Origin of the sequence: Streptomyces sp. A1277, assembly GCF_004795015.1 — a bacterium.
Lineage (GTDB): Bacteria > Actinomycetota > Actinomycetes > Streptomycetales > Streptomycetaceae > Streptomyces.
Map to the genome: position 1 here is coordinate 1 of NZ_SSBI01000031.1, position 16179 is coordinate 16179.

Here is a 16179-nt window from a genome sequence, read left to right on the forward strand (position 1 = left end):
CCCACCGGCGGCAGCTGCGCCACGGGGGCGTGGAACAGCGGCGCCGTCTACACCGGCGGCGACACCGTCTCGTACGGCGGCCACACCTGGAAGGCCAAGTGGTGGACTCAGAACGAGACGCCCGGCAGCACGGGTGAGTGGGGGGTCTGGCAGGACCTCGGAGCCTGCTGAACGCCGTCCTGGGCGGGCGGGGCCGGTGCGCGGGTGCGCGCCGGCCCCGCCCGGCACATCTCCCGGCGCCTGACCGGGATGTCACCCGCTTTGCTCTGCCGGACCGGCCTGCGGCTAGTTTGTGTCCAGGACAGATACGCAGGCCCGTGGCGGCAGAGGTGCCCGGGGGACGAGAGGTCGGGAAGAGTGTCGCTGCGCGCAGGCGATCCGGCGGAGATCGGTGGTTATCCGCTTGAGGCGCGGCTCGGGTCGGGAGGCATGGGCACCGTCTTCCTGGCCCGTACGAGTTCGGGGCGGCCCGTCGCGATCAAGCTGATCCACCAGCAGTTCGCCGGCGACAGCGAATTCCGCATCCGCTTCCGCCAGGAGGTCGCGGCGGCGAGGCGGGTGAGCGGGGCGTTCACCGCCGCCGTGGTCGACGCCGCCCCCGAGGCCGAGCAGCCGTGGATGGCGACGACCTACATCGAGGGACCGACGCTCGCGCAGCGCATCGCCGACGACGGCCCGCTGGGCGGAGCCGGGCTGCGGAACCTCGCCATCGGTCTCGCGGAGGCGCTGCGCGACATCCACCGGGTGGGCGTCGTCCACCGTGACCTCAAGCCCTCGAACGTCGTGCTGTCGGCCGAGGGGCCGCGCGTCATCGACTTCGGCATCTCGCGCGCCGCCGACCAGCAGACACTCACGATGACCGGACGCGTCATCGGCACCCCGCCCTTCATGTCGCCGGAGCAGTTGCAGGCGCCCAGGGGCGTCGGGCCGCGGTCCGACGTCTTCTCGCTGGCGACGCTGCTGGTCTACGCGGCGACGGGGCGCGGGCCCTTCGACGCCGACAGCCCGTACTTGACCGCGTACCAGGTGGTGCACGAGAAACCGTCGCTGGACGCCGTGCCGGCCGCGCTGCGTACCGTCGTCGAGCCGTGCCTGGGCAAGGAGCCCGAGGGCCGCCCCTCGGCGGACGAACTCCTCGAACTGCTGCGGGACCTGCCGGCCGAGCTGGGCGGGAGCGCGGCGGACGGGCCGGGGGCGGCTGTGAGCCGCACCCGCGACGTCCTCACCGAGCACCACCTCGCGACGCGCGACACTCCCGCACCGAACGGCCCCGCCACGGACGCGGCCGGTACCGGCAGCGCCGATGACGGCTCCGGAAGCTCCCGCACCGCGATCGGCCGGCGGCTGCGGGGCCGCTGGCGGCCCGTGCTCGCCGCCGCCGTCGCCGTGGCGGCGATCGGCGCGGGCGTCACCGCGCTGCAGGCGGGCGCCTTCGGCGGGAACGACACCGAGGACGGCGCCGCCGCCGCGGCGCCGGGGGCCGCGCTGCCGGACGGCTTCAAGCCCTGGAGCGAGACCGTGGCGGGCGGCCGCCCGGACATCCCCGACGAGCTGCGGTGCGTCACGCACGGCGACGCGGTGTTCTGCGGGGGCGGCGGGGTCGTCGCGGCCCGGATCAGCGCCGTGGACGGCTCCCGGGCGTGGACGGCTCTGAGCCCCGGCATCCCCGTCCAGGGCATGCACCTGGTGGGCGCCACCGACGACACGGTGCTCGGCTACCGCTTCGCCGCCCAGGACGCCCCGCAGGACCCGACCACCGAGGTGGTCGCCGTCGACGCGGACAGCGGGCGGGAGCTGTGGTCCGTGCCGGTCGGCGGCCAGTCGACCGCCATCACGGGCCGCACGCGGGACGCCGTGCTGCTGGGCAACGACGTGGTGTCCGTCGACCCCTCCGACTCCGCCCTCGAGTTCCGGGACGCGCACAGCGGCGACCTCGCCTGGACGACGTCCTTCCCCGCCGGCGAACAGTGTGCACCCGTCCCGGTGGGCGCGCGGCTCTACGCGATGTGCGTGACGGACGCGGAGCTGGCCGCCTCGTCCGTACGCCACCCCGCCCTGTACCCGGTCGACCGCACCACGGGAGCCTGGGGCGAGGCCATCGCGGTCGACGGCCCCGCCGTGCCGATGGGCGTCGCCGACGGCAGGCTCGTCCTCCTGCGGGAGCACTGGGAGGGTGCGGCACTGACCGGCTACGACGCGGTGGTGCGGGTCGACCCGGCCTCGGGGAAGGCCGCGTACTCCCGCCTGGCCACGACGTACGGCGGAACGCCCGGCATGGCGGACGGCACCGTGTACGTGAGCGGGCAGACCGGTCTCGTCACGGCGCTCGACCCCGCGACCGGCCGGAAGAAGTGGTCCCGGCAGACGAGCGTGGAGGGCGCGTCCGGCCCCGTGGCGGGAGAAGGGGTGCTGTACTTCAGCTCCGCCACCGGCCGGGTCGTCGCGCTGTCGCCGACCGACGGCACGTCCCTGTGGACGACCGGTCCGCAGGCCGACGGACTGACCGGCCAGCAGGGCGCGAGCCCGCGCGTCACCGTCGCGGGGCGTGCGGTGATCGTGGCGGCGGCTCGGAACACCGTCTTCGCCTTCGACGCGCAGAACCCGCCGAAGCCGGGCTGACGCGGGCGGGTACGTGACCGCGGGCGCCGGGCCCGATAATGAAGGCGTGATCAACAGGCGACTGCGCGTGGTCCTGGCCGAGGACTCCGTCGTCCTGCGCGACGGCATGGTCGAGCTGCTCGGCGCCCGTGGCTGCGAGGTTGCGGCCACCGCGGGGACCGCCCCCGAACTGCTCGCGGCGGTGGCCGAGCACCGGCCCGATGTGGCCGTGGTGGACATCCGGATGCCGCCCACACACACCGACGAGGGCATCCGCGCGGCCGTCGAGATCCGTGAGCGGACGCCCGGGACCGGCATCCTGGTCTTCTCCCAGCACATCGAGACCGCCCTGGCCGCCCGGCTGCTGGCCGGCGGCGCTGCGGGCATCGGATATCTGCTGAAGGAACGCGTCGCCCGGACCTCCGACCTCGTGGACGCCCTGCACCGGGTCGCCGGCGGAGGCACGGCCCTCGACTCGGAGGTGGTCACCGGGCTGATGCGAGGCGGGCAGCGCGACCGGGTGGACGCCCTCACAGCGCGCGAGCGCGACGTGCTGGAGCTGATGGCGCAAGGACACTCCAACCGCTCCATTGCCACCCGGCTCGTGGTGTCGGAACGCGCGGTGGAGAAGCACGTCGCCGCCGTCTTCACCAAGTTCGGACTGCGGGCCACGGCCACCGACAACCGGCGGGTGAAGGCCGTCCTGGCCTACCTGGGGCTGGGCGCGACCTGACCGCTGTCATACGCGCGTGGGCAGCTCGGCGGTGACCGTGGTGGGGCCGCCCGCCGGGCTGTCGGTCCGCAGCGTCCCGTCCACCGCCGAGAGCCGTTCGGCCAGCCCGGTCAGGCCGGTGCCCGCGCCGAGCGCCGCCCCGCCCCGGCCGTCGTCGCGTACGGTCAGCCGGATACGGCCGTTGGACGCGTGCGCCGTGAGTTCGGCCGAGCGGGCACCGCTGTGCTTGGCGACATTGGTCAACAGCTCGGCGGCGCAGAAGTAGACGGCCTGTTCGATCACCTGGTCCGGGCGCTCCCGCAGCTCCAGGCGGACGGTGACCGGCACCGACGAGGTGGCCGTGAGGGCGGGCAGCGCCTGGTCGAGACCCCCGTCCAGCGCCACGGGGTGGATGCCCCGGGTGAGCCGGCGCAGCTCGGTGATGGTCTCGTCGGTCTGGTCGCGGGCCCGGCGCAGCAGGGAGCGCAGCCGCCCGAGGTCCGGGCCGGTGGCGGGGGCGAGCGCGTCCTCCGTCAGGGAGAGCGTGATGGCCAGGGCGACCAGCCGGGCCTGGGTGCCGTCGTGCAGATCGCGCTCCAGACGGCGCAGCCGGTCACTGTTCCCCACCAGGAGGGTGGCGCGGGCGCTCTCCAGCTCCCTGACCCGCCGCTGGGCGCGGGCCGGGCCGAGCAACGACCGGGCGAGCCACCGGCTCGCCCCGCTCAGCGCCCGCAGCGCAGCGGGCACCGCGCACAGGAGCACCGGGCCCAGCACGGCCGCCACGGCATCCAGCCACACGGCGGGCCGCGCGCCCGGCTCCAGCAGGCGACCCCACAGCGGAAAACCGGTCAGCCAGACACAGCCCAACGGAAGCACCACGGCCACGACGAAGCCCGCCACACCCAGCGGCAGCCGCAGCACCAGATACAGCAGCGTCCGCCAGGCCACCGGGTCGGTCAGCACCGCGCGGCCCCGGGCGAGCGCCCCTTTCGGACGCGGCAAACGGCCTGGCGGCTCGACCGGCTCGTCGAGCAACCGCGCGGTCAGCCGCCTGTGCAGCGTGCCGATACCCCGCGCACCCACTAGCGCGGCGACCACGAACGGCAGGCCGAGCACCGTGAGCGAGAGCAGCACGCCCGCGTACAGCACGGCCAGCGCGTAGACACCGCCGATCAGGGCGAGCGGCAGCCCGGCGACGGCGAAGACCCACTCGCCGCCCCGGACGCGGAAGTACCGGCGCCGCTCAGCCATGCACGCCCCCGGGCGCCCCGGCCGCCGCGCCCTCGCCGCGCTCAGTCACGGGCACCGCCCGCCTGCTCCGCCGCGGGACCGTGCACCGCCCGCAGACCCGTGCCCAGGATCACCGGGGCGGTCAGTGCCGCCGCGCCCGCGACGAGCCACCCGGCACCACCCGGGACGGACGGCACCGCCGACCCGGTCACCGCGATGCTGAAGGCCGCCGACGCGGCGCCCGCGACCGCCGCGCCGAGCAGGACACCCACCGCGGCGGTCAGCACCGCTTCCACGGTCAGCATGCGCATCAGCTGCGACCAGGTGGCGCCGACCAGCCGCAGCAGGGCGAACTCGCGGCGCCGCTCGGCGGTCACGGCGACCAGGGTGTTGACCGTGGACACGGCCGCGAAACACACGAGCAGGGCGAGCTCGGCCTGCCGGAGCCAGACATCCGTGTCCGATGTGACGCTGCCGGTGGCCGCGCCCGTGGCGTGCTCGGCGGTGCTGGTCATGATCGTCATGGTGCCCGACAGGCCCACGAGCAGCGCGACCGGCACCACGGCCGACGAAAGACGCCGCGCGTATCCACGCAGGTTGGCGTCGGCCAGCCAGCCCGTACGGGGCGCCAGGGCCCGTACCGGCAGACCCAGCACGCCCGCCAGGACACGGCCCGCGAGCGGCCCCGCCAGGGCGGCCCCGATCAGCAGCACCAGCGAGCCCAGCAGCGCCGCCTGCCCCGCCTTGTCCAGCTCACCCGACGGCCGCGTCGCCGCCAGCCGCAGCAGGAACCCGCCGCCCACCAGCGCACCCGCTCCGGCGAGCAGCCGCACCACGCCCGTCCGCCCCTGCTCCGTCGAGTCCGCGGTGAGCGCGGCAGCTGGCGCGAGCCGGGTGACACGCCGCGCCGCGACGGCCGATGCCACCAGCGCGACGACGAACGCGGCGGCCGACGCGACCAGCATCGGCACAGGTGTCCACGGCACCCCGACACCCGGCGCCGCCATCCCGCGCCGTTGCAGCTCGGCGAGGAGGAGACGGGCCGCGACCGCGCCCCCGGCCCAGCCCGGCACCGTCACCAGCACGCAGACCACGACTACCTGGCCACGGACCAGCCGCCGCGCCTGCCGGGGCGTCGCCGCGACGGTACGCAGCAGCGCCAGCTCGCGGTGCTGCTGACGCAGCGCGGAGCCCAGCGCGTTGACCACTACGAAGAACGCGACGAGCACCGCGATCTCCCCGAAGGCACCGGCGATCACCATCAGACCGGGCCCGTGGACCGCGTTCCGGGCGGCCGTGGGCGTCGCGAGGCCGGTGGCGAACAGCGAACCGAACAGCGTCACCGTGGCGATGGCGAGGAGGAGCGCGACCGCTAGACCGGCAAAGGCCGCCGGCTGCCGTCGTATCCGCCCCAGAGCGAGCAGGACGATCACGGGCTCAGCCGTCCAGACGGCTCAGGCGCTCGCCGACCTGAGCGGCGGTCGGCCGTACCAGCTCGTCCACCAGCAGACCGTCGGCGAGCAGCAGCACCCGGTCCGCGTACGCGGCGGCCACCGGATCGTGGGTCACCATCACGCAGGTCTGCCCCTCCTGGTCCACCCCGGCGCGCAGCAGATCCAGGATCTCGCGCCCCGTGGCCCGGTCGAGCGCCCCGGTCGGCTCGTCCGCGAACAGCACCTCCGGGCGCGACACCAGCGCTCGGGCGACCGCCACCCGCTGCTGCTGTCCACCGGACAGCTGCCCCGGCCGGGACCGCTCGCGCCCGGCAAGCCCCACCCGGGCGAGCGCGTCCCGCACCCGGTCCCGTCCTGGCCGCTCACCGGCCAGCCGGCCGGGCAGCTCGACGTTCTGCTCGACCGTCATCGCCGGCATGAGGTTGAACGCCTGGAACACGAACCCGACGCGCCCGCGCCGCAACTCCGCCAGCCGCCGCTCGGGCAGCCGGGACACCTCCGTATCGCCCCACCGGACGGAGCCCCGCGTGGGCCGGTCCATCCCCGCCAGGCAGTGCAGCAAGGTGGTCTTGCCGGAGCCGGACGGCCCCATCACCGCGGTGAACGTACCCGGGGCGAGCTCCACCGATACTCCGCGCAGCGCCCGTACGGCGGCGGTGCCCCGCCCGTACTCGCGGTGCAGGTCCTGCGCCCGGACGGCGGCCTGGGTCCCGGTGTGTGTCGCTGTCTCAGCCATGTCCCCCATCCTGCGCGGGCGGGCCGCCCGGATCGATCATGCCTGCCCCCGGATCGGGGGTACGGGAAACCGAACCATGGCCGGGGCCGCGAGCCCCGCCCCCGCTCCGGGCAGCTCCCTGCCCCGTCTACAGTGGGCCACATGAACCGCTGGACCGAGCTGACCGGGGACACGTCGGGGGAGGACTACGCCGCCCGTTTCGCGGCCCTGGCCCGCAGCGGCAAGGACATGCACGGTGAGGCGCGGTTCTGCTCCGCACTCGTGCCCGCAGGAGCGCGCGTGCTGGACGCCGGCTGCGGCACCGGGCGGGTCACGATCCGGCTCGCCGAGCTCGGATACGACTGCGTCGGCGTGGACGTCGACCCGTCGATGCTGGCCGTGGCACGGAAGCAGGCACCGCAACTGCCCTGGTTCCGGGCCGATCTCGCCGCGTTCGACCCGGCCGCCCTCGGCATCGAGCCGGGCTTCGACCTCGTCGTCGCCGCGGGCAACGTCTTCGCGCTGCTCGCCCCCGGCAGCGAGGCCACCGTCGTCCGGCGCCTGTCGGCGGCCCTGCGCCCCGGCGGCCTGCTGGTCGCGGGGTTCGGCCTGGACGCCGCCCACCTGCCGGTGGAGCCCGGCCTCACGCTCGCGGAGTACGACGACTGCTGCGCCGCCTCCGGTCTCGTCCCGGCCGACCGCTTCGCGACGTGGGACGCCTCCCCGTACGACGGCGGCGGCTACGCCGTCAGCGTCCACCGCCGGCCGGACACTCCCTAGCGGGACAACGGCTCCAACGTCGCGCACAGCGCGGACGGGAAGGCGCGTTCCACCCGTTGTACGTCCCCGCAGCCGCCGGCCGTCGTCCGGGCGATCGGTTTCCAGCCCGACGTCTCCGCCCGGCAGAACCACCGGTCGCCCCGCCGGGACGAGCAGGCGGGGTCCGTCTGGCCGGCGCAGGCCGGTCCCATGCGCGACGACAGGTCCAGCACCAGCCACTTCCCGCCCCGCCCGATCGCATCGTGCTGATCCCCCGGTCGCACTGGCGTTCCTTCGCGGCAATATACGGCGGCGGTCGGACATCCGGAGCGGGCCGGGCACTGATCCATTCCAGGGTGTGTGCCGTATTGACTTGGACTAGGTCCATCGTAGGATCGGTTCCGGCCGAAGCCAGGGCAGGACGACACCAGGGCCGAGACGGGTCCGGCCGCTTCACCCTCCGCAGTCCCGGAGCGCCGTGATCCGCCCGTCCGGAAGGAAATCCATGACTGAGAACCACGACGCGATCGTCACCGACCCCAAGTCGGAGGAGGCCGGCGGCTGCCCCGTCGCGCACGGTCGCGCGCCGCACCCGACGCAGGGCGGCGGGAACCGCCAGTGGTGGCCGGAGCGGCTCAACGTGCGGATCCTCGCCAAGAACCCCGCCGTGGCCAACCCCCTCGGCGAGGACTTCGACTACGCCGAGTCCTTCAACGCCCTGGACCTGCCCGCCGTCAAGCGGGACATCGCCGAGGTGCTGACGACCTCGCAGGACTGGTGGCCCGCCGACTTCGGCAACTACGGCCCCTTCATGGTCCGGATGGCCTGGCACAGCGCCGGCACCTACCGCATCAGCGACGGCCGCGGCGGCGCCGGCTCCGGCCAGCAGCGCTTCGCCCCGCTCAACAGCTGGCCGGACAACGCGAGCCTGGACAAGGCCCGCCGCCTGCTGTGGCCGGTGAAGAAGAAGTACGGCAAGAACATCTCCTGGGCCGACCTCCTCGTCCTCACCGGCAACGTCGCCCTGGAGACCATGGGCTTCAAGACCTTCGGCTTCGGCGGCGGACGCGTGGACGCCTGGGAGCCCGACGAGGACGTGTACTGGGGCCCCGAGACCACCTGGCTCGGCGACGAGCGCTACACCGGCGACCGGGAGCTGGAGAACCCCCTCGGCGCGGTGCAGATGGGCCTCATCTACGTCAACCCCGAGGGCCCCAACGGCAATCCGGACCCGATCGCCGCGGCCCGCGACATCCGCGAGACGTTCCGCCGGATGGCGATGAACGACGAGGAGACCGTCGCCCTGATCGCCGGCGGCCACACCTTCGGCAAGACGCACGGCGCCGGTCCCGCCGACCACGTCGGCCCCGACCCCGAGGCCGCCCCGATGGAGCGCCAGGGCCTCGGCTGGGAGAGCACGTACGGCACCGGCAAGGGCGGCGACACCATCACCAGCGGCCTCGAAGGCATCTGGACGGACACCCCGACGACCTGGGACAACAGCTTCTTCAACATCCTGTTCGGCTACGAGTGGGAGCTGTTCAAGAGCCCTGCGGGCGCCCACCAGTGGCGGCCGAAGGACGGGGCCGGCGCCGGCACCGTGCCCGACGCGCACGACCCGTCGAAGAGCCACGCCCCGACCATGCTGACCACCGACCTCTCGCTCCGGTTCGACCCGGCGTACGAGCAGATCTCGCGGCGCTTCCACGAGAACCCGGACGCGTTCGCCGACGCCTTCGCCCGCGCCTGGTACAAGCTGACCCACCGCGACATGGGCCCGGTCGTCCGCTACCTCGGCCCCGAGGTCCCCGAGGAGACCCTGATCTGGCAGGACCCGCTGCCGGCCCGCACCCACGAGCTGATCGACGCCGCGGACATCGCGGCGCTCAAGGAGAAGGTCCTCGCCACGGACCTGTCGGTGTCCGAACTGGTCTCCACTGCCTGGGCCTCCGCCTCGTCCTTCCGGGGCAGCGACAAGCGCGGCGGCGCCAACGGCGCGCGCATCCGCCTCGAACCGCAGAACGGCTGGGAGGTCAACGACCCGGACCGCCTCGCCGGCGTCCTGCGCACTCTCCAGTCCGTCCAGGAGACCTTCAACTCCGAGCAGCGGGGCGGCAAGCAGGTCTCCCTCGCCGACCTGATCGTCCTCGCGGGCGCCGCCGGGATCGAGAAGGCGGCCGAGGCGGCCGGCACCGGCATCGAGGTCCCGTTCACCCCGGGCCGCGTCGACGCCTCGCAGGAGCAGACCGACGTGGAGTCCTTCGTCGAGCTGGAGCCGGTCGCGGACGGCTTCCGCAACTACCTCGGCAAGGGCAACCGGCTGCCCGCCGAGTACCTGCTGCTCGACCGGGCGAACCTGCTGAACCTGAGCGCGCCCGAGATGACGGTCCTCGTCGGCGGTCTGCGCGTCCTGGGCGCCAACCACCAGCAGACCTCGCACGGCGTGTTCACCGACGCCCCGGGGACCCTCACCAACGACTTCTTCGTCAACCTGCTCGACATGGGGACGACGTGGAAGTCGACCGCCGACGACCAGAGCGCCTTCGAGGGCCGCGACGCCACCGGTGAGGTCCGGTGGACCGGCACCCGCGCCGACCTGGTCTTCGGATCCAACTCCGAACTGCGCGCCGTCGCCGAGGTCTACGCGAGCGACGACGCGAAGGAGAAGTTCGTGAGCGACTTCGTCGCCGCCTGGGACAAGGTGATGAACCTGGACCGGTTCGACCTGGTCTGAGCACGGCGTACGGGCCGGCCCCACGCGGGGCCGGCCCGAACGGTTGCGGGGGGTGCGTCAGGCGGTGGCCACCGCGAAGACGTGGATGATCCCGCCCTCCGTGTTGCTCGGCAGCGTCACGCTCGCGAGCCGCTTGCCGGCCTGGAGCGTGATGGGCGCGGTGGCGAAGAGCTCGGTGCCCACCGGGTCCTTCCCGCCGCCCTGCACATCGCGGTATCCGGTGTGCACCGCGACCGTGTTGCCGAACGACGGCTGCTGCGTGCCGCCGCCCAGCGTCCAGTCGCTGAAGCCGATCTCCGCCTGCTGCGTGGTGCCGTCGGTGTACGTCAGCGTCACCGTCCCCGAAGCTTCGCCCTCGGCCGCGCTCCCCAGGAAGGCGATCTTCGTGTCGCCCTGCGCGGAGGGGACGTTCAGCACCTGCGGACCCGAGCCGACCACCTCGATGTTGTCCGGGTCACCGGCGTGCACCTGGGGCCAGGCGAAGTCGAAACCGCCCGATGAGACCGTGCCGCCCGGCTCCGCGCCCGCCGCGGCCAGTGCCTCGGCCGAGTAGCTCCAGCCCTCACCGTCGAAGTTAGCCTGCGGGTTCTCGTCGTCCGCCGAGATCCCGGTGCTGTTGCGGTTCCACAGCAGGCTGTCGCGCTCGGCGACCGTCACCGCAGCCGACGTCTTCGGCAGTTCCTGACCCGTCGATGACGTCAGCGTCACCGGGACCGTGTAGTAGCCCTCGGCGGTGTCCGCCCCGGCCGACACGGTGAGCTTCGCCTGCGCCGCACCGCGCGCCGGCACGGTGAAGTCGCCCTCGGACGGGGTGACGGTGACCCCGGCCGGCGGCTCGGCCGTCCAGTGCACGGTGGTCGCCTTCGTCTCCAGGCTCTGCACCTTGACGACCGTCCGCGTGCCCTCGGAACCCGGCTCGGCCTTCAGCTGGTCCGGGGAGGCACCCGTGAAGTACTTCAGCCCGCCGCCGGGGAAGGACGGCGGCGCGTCGGCCGGCGCGCCGCCCCAGGTGGTGTCGGCCGTCGTGCCGAGGGTGAAGTCCAGCCGGCCGCCCCGGGCGACGAGCGAGTCCGGGACCCACGGCTTCGTGGACGTACGGCCGTTGACCTTCAGGCCGTGGATGTACGTGTGGTCGGCCGAGGCGGCGGGCGCGTCGACCGTGATCGTCCTGCCGTGCCCGGTGTGGACCACCGCGTGCGGGAACAGCGGGGCGGTGAGCGTCAGATCGGCGCGGCTCGGGTTCTGCGGGTACATGCCCAGCGCCGAGAAGACGTACCAGGACGACATCGTCCCCGCGTCGTCGTTGCCCGGGATGCCGCCGGGACCGTCGGTCCACAGCTGGTCCAGCTCCGCCCGGACCGTCTCCTGCGTCTTGTACGGGGCCCCGAAGTAGTTGTACAGATAGGGCGCGTTGATGTCCGGCTCGTTCGTCGGGTCGTAGCGCGTGGCGTCCTTCGCCGAGAAGTCGAACTTTCCGCCCGGGGTGCGGAAGAACGCGTCGAGCCGCTCCGTCGCGCGTTCGTTGCCGCCCATCGCGCCCGCCAGACCGGCCACGTCCGAGTAGACCATCCAGGTGTACCGGGCGCTGGTGCCCTCGACGAAGCCGCTGCCGGTACCGGGTGTGAAGGTGCCCGCCCAACTGCCGTCGGACTTCCGGTCGCGTATGTAGCCGCCGTCCTCGGTGGCGTTGGCGTCGAAGACGTTGGTCCAGTTGCCCGACCGGTCCAGGAACTTCTTCGCGTCCGCCGTCCGGCCCAGCTGCCGGGACAGCTCCGACAGGCCGTAGTCGGCCGCCGCGTCCTCCAGCGTCTCGGCCGCGCCGCCCCAGCAGTGGCAGTTGTCCGCCGGTACGTAGCCCAGCTCAAGGTACTTGTCGAGGGCGGGACGCTGGCCCACGCACTCGACGTTGCAGCCCGCACTGTCCGAGTCGTTCGCGGTCGGCACGGTCGCCGCCCGGACCAGGGACTTCAGCGCGCCCCTGACGTCGAAGTCACGGCCCCCGAAGGCGTAGATCCCCGCGAGCGCCGCATCCGACGGGTCGCCGGACATCACGCTCGTCTTGCCGTTCTCCAGCAGCCAGCGGTCCCACTCGCCGTCGCGCTGGTTGGCGTAGTTGAAGAGGGACTGCGCGTAGTCGCTGCCCGCCTTCGGGTTGAGCAGCGCCATGAGCTGCACCTGCGCCCGGTACTGGTCCCAGCCGGAGAAGGTGCCGTACTGCGCCTTCTGCCCCTTGGCGAGCCGGTGGGGCTCGCGGTCGGCGCCGAGGTAGCGGCCGTCCACGTCACTGGTGAGGGTCGGCTCCAGCATGGAGTGGTAGAGCGCGGTGTAGAACGTGGTGCGTTGGGCTTCGGTGCCGCCGCCGATCTCGATCGACTTCAGCGCCTTGTTCCAGTTCGCGGTGGCCTGCCGCTTGACGGCGTCGAAGCTCCTGCCGGGCCCGTTCTCGGCGCGGAGGTTGGCCTCGGCGTTCTTCTGGCTGACGTAGGAGACGGCGACCTTGGCGCGGGCCTCGGTGGTCCCGTCCGCGAACGTGATGTACGCGCCGGAGCCCTTGCCCTCCACGGCGTTGCCGGAGGCGCTGTAGCCCGTACCGCCGGAGGCGGAGGTGGAGCCGGGGGAGAGCGTGCCGTCCTTCCAGGTGCCGACCTTCGCGAAGGGCTTGTCGAAGTGGGCGGTGAAGTACAGTGTGTAGAGGTCCTTGCGGTTGTTCGCGCTCTGCGGCCCGCAGAAGTTGCCCGCCGTGACCGAACCCGTCACGGTCCGCTCGGCCCGGTTGACGTGCACGGTGGCACCGGTGCTGCCGGTCTCCGAGTTGGAGGTGCGGAAGAGCATGCTGGCGGGCTTGCCGGCGGGGAAGCCGAACCGCCCCGACCCGGTCCGCGCGGTCGTGGTGAGCGCCGCCGACGCGCCACTGGCCAGGCCGACCTCGTAGTAGCCGGCCGATGCCGTCTCGTCGTCGTGCGAGAAGTCGCTCGCGTACTTCGCGTCGGCGGTGTCCGAGGTGGGGGAGGAGTCCACGTCGCCCACGTACGGCATGATCGGGATGTCGCCGTTGGCGCCGGAGCAGCCCACGCCGTTGAGGTGCGTGAGGCTGAAGCCGCGGATCTTCTTCGCGTCGTACTGGTAGCCGCCGGGAGCGGGCGTCGAGACCTGCTTGCCCTTCGAGTTCTGCGGACTCCACGCCAGCATGCCGAACGGCTGCACCGCGCCCGGGTAGGTGTTGCCGGCGTTGGACGTGCCGATGAGCGGATCGACGTACGCGACCGGGTTACGGACGGTGTTCTTGCCGGGTGACGCGGATGCGGGGGCGGCCGAGACCGCCAGCCCCAGTACGGCCATGGCGGCGGCCGTGACGGAGCCGACGGCCCGGACACCGGTGTGCGTTCGACGGTTGTGCGTCTGTGGCACCGTTCCTGCCCTTCGTATGTGACGGACGGTCAACGCGACGGGAGGCGTGCGCCGTGACCGCAGCGGAACGGCGTCGTCCCGACAACGTTGTCAACGACGTGAGGATGCTCCTCCTGCCGCTCCGGGGTGTCAAGGCTCCCCGGAATCCGTTCGTCCGGCCGGGCTGTCCCCATCCAACAGCCCGGCCCGCGGACATGGTTGCCCGCAAACGTCAGCGCAGCGACGCGGGCAGCGCCTCCCGGTGGACGATCCCCAGCCGTTGCGTGGCCCGCGTCAGCGCCACGTACAGGTCGCTGGTCCCGAACCGGCCGGGCTCCACGACCAGCACATGGTCGAATTCGAGGCCCTTGGCCTGCCGGGGGCCGAGCAGCACCACCGTGCGGGTCAGATCGGGCTCGGCACCGGCCGCGACCCCGTCCAGCGGGGCGGCGATCTCCTCGTGCAGCTCACGCGGCGCGATCACCGCGAGGCGCCCCTCCTCCGGTGTCAGCTCCGCGACCGCCCGCGCCACCGCACCCGCCAGGTCGTCCCCGGCGTCCCGGACCCAAGGCACCTCACCGGTGGACCGCACCGATCCGGGCGGCTCGAACGACGGGTCCTCGACCCGCAGCACCTTCGCCGCCAACTCCATGATCTCGGCGGGCGTACGGTAGTTGACCCCGAGCCGTACGTGCTCGAACCGGTCGCCCACGTACGGCTCCAGGATCTCCTTCCAGGAGCCGACCCCCGCCTCCTCCGAGGTCTGCGCCGGGTCGCCCACCAGCGTCATCGACCGGGTCGGGGAACGGCGCATCAGCAGCCGCCACGCCATCGGCGACAGCTCCTGCGCCTCGTCCACGATGATGTGCCCGAACGCCCACGTCCGGTCGGCGGCGGCACGCTCGGCCGCGCTGCGGTGGTCGGCCTCCTCCTGCCGCTCCGCCATCCTTTCGGCGTCGATGATGTCGTGGGCGGCGAGCAGCTCCGACTCCTCGTCCTCGAACTCGAAGGACTCCGAGCCCCTGGACAGTTCCAGCACCCCCTGGGCGTACGCGATCCGCTCCTGCCGCTCGGCCTCGGCGGCCGCCCGCTCGGCGCTGTCGTCCACGCCGAGGAGTTCAGCCGCCTCGTCCAGCAGCGGCACGTCCGCCGGTGTCCAGCCGCCCTCGCCGGGCGCGCGCCGGATGGCCTCGGCGTCCGCCTCCGGTACGTAGACCGGCTCGGCGAGGTAGTCGGCGAGGAAGCCCTCCGGGGTGAGGGGCGGCCACAGCTCGTCGATGGCGGCGTGCACCTCCCGGCTGACGGCGACGCCCTTGCCGAGCTGGGCGATGTCGTCGGGGCCGAGGAAGTTGGGACCGCCGTACGGGTCGGCGCCGATGCGTTCGGTGAGCTGCGCGGTCAGGGCGTCGATGATCCGGAAGGCGAAGTGCGGCCGGGCGAGGTTGTGCGGCAGCCGGGTGTCGCGCGCGGCCTGCCGGGCCTCGTAGGCGATCTCCCAGTCCAGGATCAGGTCGCCGTCGTCGTGCGGGACGATCACCGGCGCACCGGGCTCGGGCAGCTGCTGCCGGTCGCGCACGGCCAGGGCCAGCGCCTCGGCCATCGCCGCGCCGCCCTTCACCGCGGCGGCGCGGGGGGCGTCGGTGCCGCGGGCGTGGACCCCGGGGAAGAGCTCGGCCTGCGTGGCGAGCAACACGCCGGTCTCGCCGAGCGCGGGCAGCACCTCGCCGATGTAGCTGAGGAACGCCGGGTTGGGGCCCACGATCAGGACGGCGCGCTTGGCCAGCAGCTCACGGTGCTCGTACAGCAGGAACGCCGCCCGGTGCAGCGCCACCGCGGTCTTCCCGGTGCCGGGGCCGCCCTCGACCACGAGGACACCGCGGTGCGGGGCGCGGATGATGCGGTCCTGCTCCGCCTGGATGGTCCGCACGATGTCGGCCATGCGGCCGGTGCGCGCGGAGTTCACGGCGGCGAGCAGGACGGTGTCCCCGCTCGGGTCCTCGAAGCCGGTGCGCTCCCGGTCCCCCACATCGAGGATCTCGTCGTGCAACTCGGTGACCGCGCGGCCCTCGGTGGTGATGTGCCGGCGCCTGCGCAGACCCATCGGGGTGTGATTGGTGGCGAGGTAGAAGGGCCGGGCGACCGGGGCGCGCCAGTCGATCAGCATGGGCGTGTGCGCGGTGTCGTCCTCGCGGATTCCGATGCGGCCGATATGGTGCGCGACGCCGTCCGAGAGGTCGATGCGGCCGAAACACAGCGAACCGTCGACCGCGTTCAGAGCGGCGAGCAGACCTGAGCGCTCGGAGACGAGCACATCGCGTTCGAGCCGGGCCTGCTGCCCTGTGCCCACGGGCGTCAGGGCGTCCTGGACCCGCTGAGCGGCGACGCCGCGCAGCACGTCGACACGGTCGTAGAGCCGGTCGATGAATTCCTGCTCCTTCTGCAATTCGGCACTTTCCCGAGTTGACAAAATTGCTCCCTGACGGCTAAGGTGTTTTTTAGTGGCCCCTGGTGTGGGGCCTTTTCTGTGTGCGCACAGAATCCCTCAATATACTCGCGAGAATCCCCGGTCCGCAATTGCGGACCGGGGATT

At 73.1% G+C, this 16179-nt stretch carries 10 protein-coding genes and 1 pseudogene; 5 read left to right on the forward strand and 6 right to left on the reverse strand.

Annotated features, from left to right (window positions below):
- The 3 genes from E6R18_RS34955 to E6R18_RS20875 all read left to right on the forward strand — a co-directional run.
- A partial coding sequence (locus E6R18_RS34955; RefSeq protein ID WP_346764993.1) for a carbohydrate-binding protein occupies positions 1-171 on the forward strand: 171 nt, incomplete at its 5' end.
- A 186-nt stretch (positions 172-357) separates the two neighbouring features.
- Positions 358-2619, forward strand: coding sequence for a serine/threonine-protein kinase (locus E6R18_RS20870; RefSeq protein ID WP_136318420.1), 2262 nt, complete (start codon positions 358-360; stop codon positions 2617-2619).
- A 46-nt stretch (positions 2620-2665) separates the two neighbouring features.
- Positions 2666-3331, forward strand: coding sequence for a response regulator transcription factor (locus E6R18_RS20875; protein WP_136318421.1), 666 nt, complete (start codon positions 2666-2668; stop codon positions 3329-3331).
- Between the two features lie 6 nt (positions 3332-3337).
- On the opposite strand, the gene E6R18_RS20880 is transcribed toward E6R18_RS20875, so the two are convergent.
- Genes E6R18_RS20880 through E6R18_RS20890 form a run of 3 tightly spaced genes read right to left on the reverse strand, consistent with a single transcriptional unit; the run spans position 3338 to position 6730 of the window.
- The gene (locus tag E6R18_RS20880) at positions 3338-4561 is read right to left on the reverse strand and encodes a sensor histidine kinase (RefSeq protein WP_136318422.1); all 1224 of its coding nucleotides are present in this window, start codon (positions 4559-4561) and stop codon (positions 3338-3340) included.
- Positions 4562-4602: 41 nt separating this feature from the next.
- Complete coding sequence (locus E6R18_RS20885; RefSeq protein WP_136318483.1) at positions 4603-5970, reverse strand: FtsX-like permease family protein; 1368 nt, start codon at positions 5968-5970, stop codon at positions 4603-4605.
- A gap of 7 nt (positions 5971-5977) precedes the next feature.
- Positions 5978-6730: an ABC transporter ATP-binding protein gene (locus E6R18_RS20890; protein WP_136318423.1), complete on the reverse strand. Its 753-nt coding sequence runs from the start codon at positions 6728-6730 to the stop codon at positions 5978-5980.
- 141 nt (positions 6731-6871) lie between these two features.
- Between E6R18_RS20890 and E6R18_RS20895 the strand changes: the two genes are divergently transcribed.
- Complete coding sequence (locus E6R18_RS20895) at positions 6872-7489, forward strand: class I SAM-dependent methyltransferase (protein WP_136318424.1); 618 nt, start codon at positions 6872-6874, stop codon at positions 7487-7489.
- On the opposite strand, the pseudogene E6R18_RS20900 reads toward E6R18_RS20895, so the two are convergent.
- Positions 7486-7713, reverse strand: a pseudogene (locus tag E6R18_RS20900) (hypothetical protein); the annotation flags it as partial. The gene E6R18_RS20895 and the pseudogene E6R18_RS20900 overlap by 4 nt on opposite strands.
- A 260-nt stretch (positions 7714-7973) precedes the next feature.
- Here E6R18_RS20900 and katG point away from each other — a divergent pair.
- The gene (katG, locus tag E6R18_RS20905; RefSeq protein WP_136318426.1) at positions 7974-10202 is read left to right on the forward strand and encodes a catalase/peroxidase HPI; all 2229 of its coding nucleotides are present in this window, start codon (positions 7974-7976) and stop codon (positions 10200-10202) included.
- Positions 10203-10259: 57 nt separating this feature from the next.
- Here katG and E6R18_RS20910 read toward each other — a convergent pair whose 3' ends face one another.
- Together E6R18_RS20910 and E6R18_RS20915 are read right to left on the reverse strand one after the other, a co-directional pair.
- Positions 10260-13541, reverse strand: coding sequence for a GH92 family glycosyl hydrolase (locus E6R18_RS20910; protein WP_136318484.1), 3282 nt, complete (start codon positions 13539-13541; stop codon positions 10260-10262).
- A gap of 280 nt (positions 13542-13821) precedes the next feature.
- Positions 13822-16032, reverse strand: coding sequence for an AAA family ATPase (locus tag E6R18_RS20915; RefSeq protein ID WP_136318427.1), 2211 nt, complete (start codon positions 16030-16032; stop codon positions 13822-13824).
- Positions 16033-16179 lie beyond the last annotated feature (147 nt).